This is a genomic window from Photorhabdus akhurstii (genome assembly GCF_018448925.1).
Classification (GTDB): Bacteria; Pseudomonadota; Gammaproteobacteria; order Enterobacterales; family Enterobacteriaceae; genus Photorhabdus; species Photorhabdus akhurstii.
In genome coordinates, this window is the sequence record NZ_RCWE01000056.1 from 1 (window position 1) to 4,799 (window position 4,799).

Consider the following 4,799-nt stretch of genomic DNA (forward strand, 5'->3'; position numbering starts at 1 on the left):
AAAACCCCGTCAATGGTGCTGAGTTCGGAAAAGAACCTCTATCACTGTTTCGGCTGTCACACCGGCGGTTCCGTCCTCGACTGGGTCATGAAAACCGAACGTCTGAGCCTGCGGCGGGCCGCAGAACACCTGCGCGGAACACTGGGAAATAACCCTGCCGTGGCGCCATTGGTTCAGCCGAATGAACCCGCCGTGCTGGCCGAAGACGAAGCCGGACGGCAGGCGCTGCTCAACCGGGTCGTCGAGTTTTACCATCATACGTTACTCAACGCCCCCGAAGCCGTCGCCTATCTGGAAAAACGCCGGTTACATCATCCCGAATTAGTCGCCGGTTTTAAGCTCGGTTTTGCCAACCGGACTCTGGCCTACCGGCTGCCGGAGAAACAACTGAAAGCCGGCGCCGCTATTCGCGCCCGGTTACAAGCCGTGGGCCTGCTGCGGGAGTCAGGGCATGAACACTTCAGCGGCTCGCTCGTGGTGCCGGTACTCGACAGCCACGGACAGGTGCAGGAAATCTACGGCCGCAAAATCATCCAGCGCCTGCGAGCGGGCACCCCGAAACATTTATACTTGCCCGGTGAACACCGCGGCGTGTGGAATGCAGCCGCCATGACAGCGTCCAAATCGCTTATCCTCTGTGAATCGTTAATCGATGCCATGTCGTTCTGGGTGGCGGGATACCGTAACGTAACCGCCGCTTACGGCGTCAATGGCTTTACCCCCGACCACTGGCAGGCACTGAAACAACATCAGGTCAGACAGGTGCTGATTGCCTTCGATAATGACAATACCGGCAATGAGGCCGCGATGAAACTGGCCGCCGACCTGATTGCCGCCGGCCTCGCCGTGTTCCGGGTGGTGTTCCCCAAAGGCATGGATGCCAACAGCTATCTGTGTCAGGTCGCCGAGCCGGAACCCGCATTCGGGTTATTGCTGGATGGCGCAGTCCCCATGTACGACCTGACGCAGGAAACCGACACCGAAGAACAGGCCGCACCGGCAGCGCATCCGTCACCGGCAACAGACATCCCTTCCGCTTTAGCCGCTGAGGGGGCGACAAGACCGATATCTCTGCCAGGGGTGGTGTGGGAGACAGGGCCAAACGGCGAAATCCTCATCTCGCTGGGTTCGCAGCGCTGGTGTGTTCGCGGGCTGGCTCAGGTCCGACCCGGCGCAGCCGTCATGAAAGTCAATGCTCAGGTGATTGATACCGACAGCGGCGTCATGTTCGCCGACAGCGTGGACATGATGAACGCCCGCAGCCGGGGCGGGTATGCGCGACTGGCCGCCACCGAACTGGGACGGGCCGAAGCTGACTTACGGCGTTCACTGGGACAAGTGTTACTGGTACTGGAACAGTGTCAACAGGCCGGTATCCGTGAACAGACGGCTGCCCGACCGGTTCCTGAACTCAGCGAAACCCAACGAGCCGCCGCGTTAGCACTGCTGCAAGACCCCCAACTGAGTGAGCGCATCACCGCTGACTTAGCCGCCTGTGGCGTCGTGGGGGAAAGCACCAATCTGCTGGCCGGTTACTTAGCTGCCGTCAGCCGCAAACTGGACCGTCCGCTGGCCGTGCTGATACAAAGCAGTTCGGCGGCAGGTAAAAGCAGCTTAATGGATGCGGTACTCAATCTGATACCGGCAGAAGAACGGCTGCAATACAGCGCCATGACCGGCCAGAGCCTGTTCTATCTGGGCGAAACCAATCTCCAGCATAAAATCCTCGCCATTGCCGAAGAGGAAGGTGTCAGACAGGCCGCCTATGCGCTTAAGCTGTTACAAAGCGACGGCGAACTGACCATTGCCAGTACCGGTAAAGATGACGCCAGCGGCAATCTGGTCACCAAACAGTACACGGTAAAAGGCCCGGTGATGCTGATGCTCACCACCACCGCGATTGATGTCGATGAAGAGCTGCTAAACCGCTGTCTGGTGCTGACCGTGAACGAATCGCGGGAACAGACCGAAGCTATCCACGCGTTGCAGCGCCATAAACAGACCCTCGAAGGCTTACTGGCGGAGAATGAAAAGACCTATATCACCGAGCTGCATCAGAACGCCCAGCGGTTGTTACGCCCGCTCAATGTGGTTAACCCTTATGCGTCACAACTGACCTTCATGAGCGATAAAACCCGCACCCGACGCGACCACATGAAATATCTCACCCTGATACAAAGTATCGCCCTGCTGCATCAGCACCAGCGGGCAGTAAAAACCGTCGAGCACCGGGGAAAACGGCTGGACTATATCGAGGTGACCAAAGAAGACATCCACTTAGCCAACCGGCTGGCCCACGAGATATTAGGCCGCACGCTGGATGAAATGCCGCCACAGACCCGCAAACTGTTATTGCTGATACAGGCGTGGGTAAAAGCCAGCGGGCAGCCGCGCCATGAGTGGCTGTTCACCCGCAAACTGTTGCGTGACGCCATACAGTGGGGCGATACCCAGTTGAAAATCCATCTGTCACGGCTGGTCGAAATGGAATACCTGCTGTTGCACCGTCGCGGACTAACATACGTCTATGAACTGCTGTTCGACGGTGAAGATAACGACACGGCGCACCTGTGCGGTCTGATAGCGCCCTGAAAGCCGGAATACGATTCCGTCCGGTCGGGGTTATCACTTCGACGGTCGCCCGCCAGTCGGATGCAGGCCGGGGACCGGTCGGGCAGCATAAACCACCCAAAATACAGGCCACATAAGGCATCGTCGCTAAAGCGGTCGGGGCAGGCCGAAAAGCACTGTTCCGGCAACAATAAAGAAAAACCGCATCGTAACGTAGTCACGGATTACCCCCATAACAACAATCAATGTATCTTACAGGAACCCCCGTCATGACTCAGATAATCTTTCCCACACACTCCGCTCATCTCACCTCATTACGCCAGCACCTCGACGCGTATCTGGACTGCCTGAACGCCAGAAACTACAGCACCTGGACGCTGACCGGCTATCAGGAACGGTTGTTACCGTTCATTAACTGGTGTGAGGCCCGGGGGGTAATATCCGCCCCGCAAGTCAGCCCGCCGTTACTGGAAAGTTATCAGTCCTGGCTGAGAGCCTACCGTAAAGCCGACGGCCACACGCTGGCCGTAAGCACCCAGTCAAAACGGCTGAGCGACCTCCGGGCCTGGTTCCGCTGGCTGCGACAACGCCAGTATATCCTGTACAACCCGGCCGAAGGACTGGTGTTGCCCCGCAGAGATAAACGCTTACCCGCTCAGGTCCTGAGCGAAGACGAAACACAGACGGTATTACAGGCCATTGATATCAACAGGCCCACAGGCTTAAGAAACCGGGCCATCCTCGAAGTGCTGTGGAGCAGCGGGATACGACGGATGGAACTCTCCAATCTGCGGTTAAGCGACATCGACTTCGGGCGCGGCGTACTGCTGGTGAGACAGGGCAAAGGCCGTAAAGACCGGGTGGTGCCCATCGGTGAACAGGCCCTGCGCTGGTTACAACGCTACCTTGACAGCGTGCGGCCCCGACTGGCCCGCCGTTATGACTGCGGCCACCTGTTTATCACCCTCAACGGCCGGCAGATGTCACGCGACCGACTCACCCACCTGACGGGCGCCAGCATTCGCCAAAAAGCGCAACTGGACAAAGCCGGGGCCTGTCACCTGTTCCGCCACTCAATGGCGACGCAAATGCTGGAGAACGGCGCCGATACCCGGCACATTCAGGCAATATTAGGGCATGCGAGTCTGGAAACCACCCAAATCTATACGCGCGTGGCTATCGGCCACTTAAAGGAAGTGCATGAGCAGACGCACCCGGCAGAACGGAAATCAAAGCAGGCTACGCCGCCAGACGACAGGCAAACGGATAGCGCTAAGCCGGACTGAAACCTCAGTGCAGTTGGACAGTTCGGCGGTTAGCCGGTTCCCTGTCAGCACGTGGGGTTCAGTGAAAGGCAGACCGCGCGCGTCCCTGCGCACGGACTGCCCCCTACCTTCGGCGTGCCCGGCAGTAAATGCCGGCCGCCCGGCGCTGAACCCCGGCGTCCTCTGCAACTCACGTTGCCGGTCAGCCGCCATTCAACATAATGTGGCATTAAGCGCAATGGGCCTGAACGGCCCGCCACGCTTAACGGAACATTATGTCGGCGCCGCCCACCGAAGGGCGCTGCGCGGTTACCTAACCCCCGGTGCGCGGCTGGCCGCCGGGTTGGGCTTCTTAGCCCCCGTGGCGCGCAAGGCGGACGCCTTCCGCTGTCAGCTACTGCACTAAAACCCACCGCCGCAGTCGCCGCCGTCCGTGGCGGCTCCGGTGCCCAAATCTGCCTTAAACCGTTGCCGGTCAGTCCGTCAAGGTCAACGGCCACAGACCGGTAAGCCAGTCGGCCTGCGGCCTCCTCAATTTATTACCCCCGCCCCGACCCCGCTGCACTGGCTGCGCCCGGCTCGCAGTCGCAGGCTCCTTGCTCGTTGCCGTGCTCGCCATCTCCGCCCCGTGCAGCCCCCAGAGGGGGCTTCCCGGCGGAAAAGCTTCACCTGCGGGCCTCGCCAGCCCGCACCCGGCCAACCCGCGTCAGCGGCGCAGACAAGCTGCCCCGCCGTCACGGGTTCCCGATAAAACCCCGGTTCCGGCAGGAAAATGAAACCAAAATCCGGCACTGACAGCGGGGAAAAAGTGAGCTAACATCGGCAAAGTACCCGTCGGGACGAATTGGAATGCTCTTTAACAACGCGGGAAAAAGCAGCCAGAAAAAAGGCTGTTAAATCAATGACAAAAGTCTGCTCAACCGTATGATGACGTCGGGAGACTCCAGTCGTGTGGGACGGCGA

The 4,799-nt window shown here is 59.3% G+C and carries 3 protein-coding genes; all 3 read left to right on the forward strand.

Annotated features, from left to right (window positions below):
* Positions 1 to 2,592 (forward strand): toprim domain-containing protein (locus EAE93_RS23420; protein WP_214040682.1); only part of this gene is annotated, 2,592 nt, incomplete at its 5' end.
* Positions 2,571 to 2,708: a hypothetical protein gene (locus EAE93_RS23425; RefSeq protein WP_214040683.1), complete on the forward strand. Its 138-nt coding sequence runs from the start codon at positions 2,571 to 2,573 to the stop codon at positions 2,706 to 2,708. The genes EAE93_RS23420 and EAE93_RS23425, both read left to right, overlap by 22 nt.
* Before the next feature lie 132 nt (positions 2,709 to 2,840).
* Positions 2,841 to 3,857 (forward strand): site-specific tyrosine recombinase XerC, encoded by a 1,017-nt coding sequence (xerC, locus tag EAE93_RS23430; RefSeq protein WP_214040684.1) that lies wholly within the window; start codon positions 2,841 to 2,843, stop codon positions 3,855 to 3,857.
* The last annotated feature ends 942 nt before the right edge of the window (positions 3,858 to 4,799 follow it).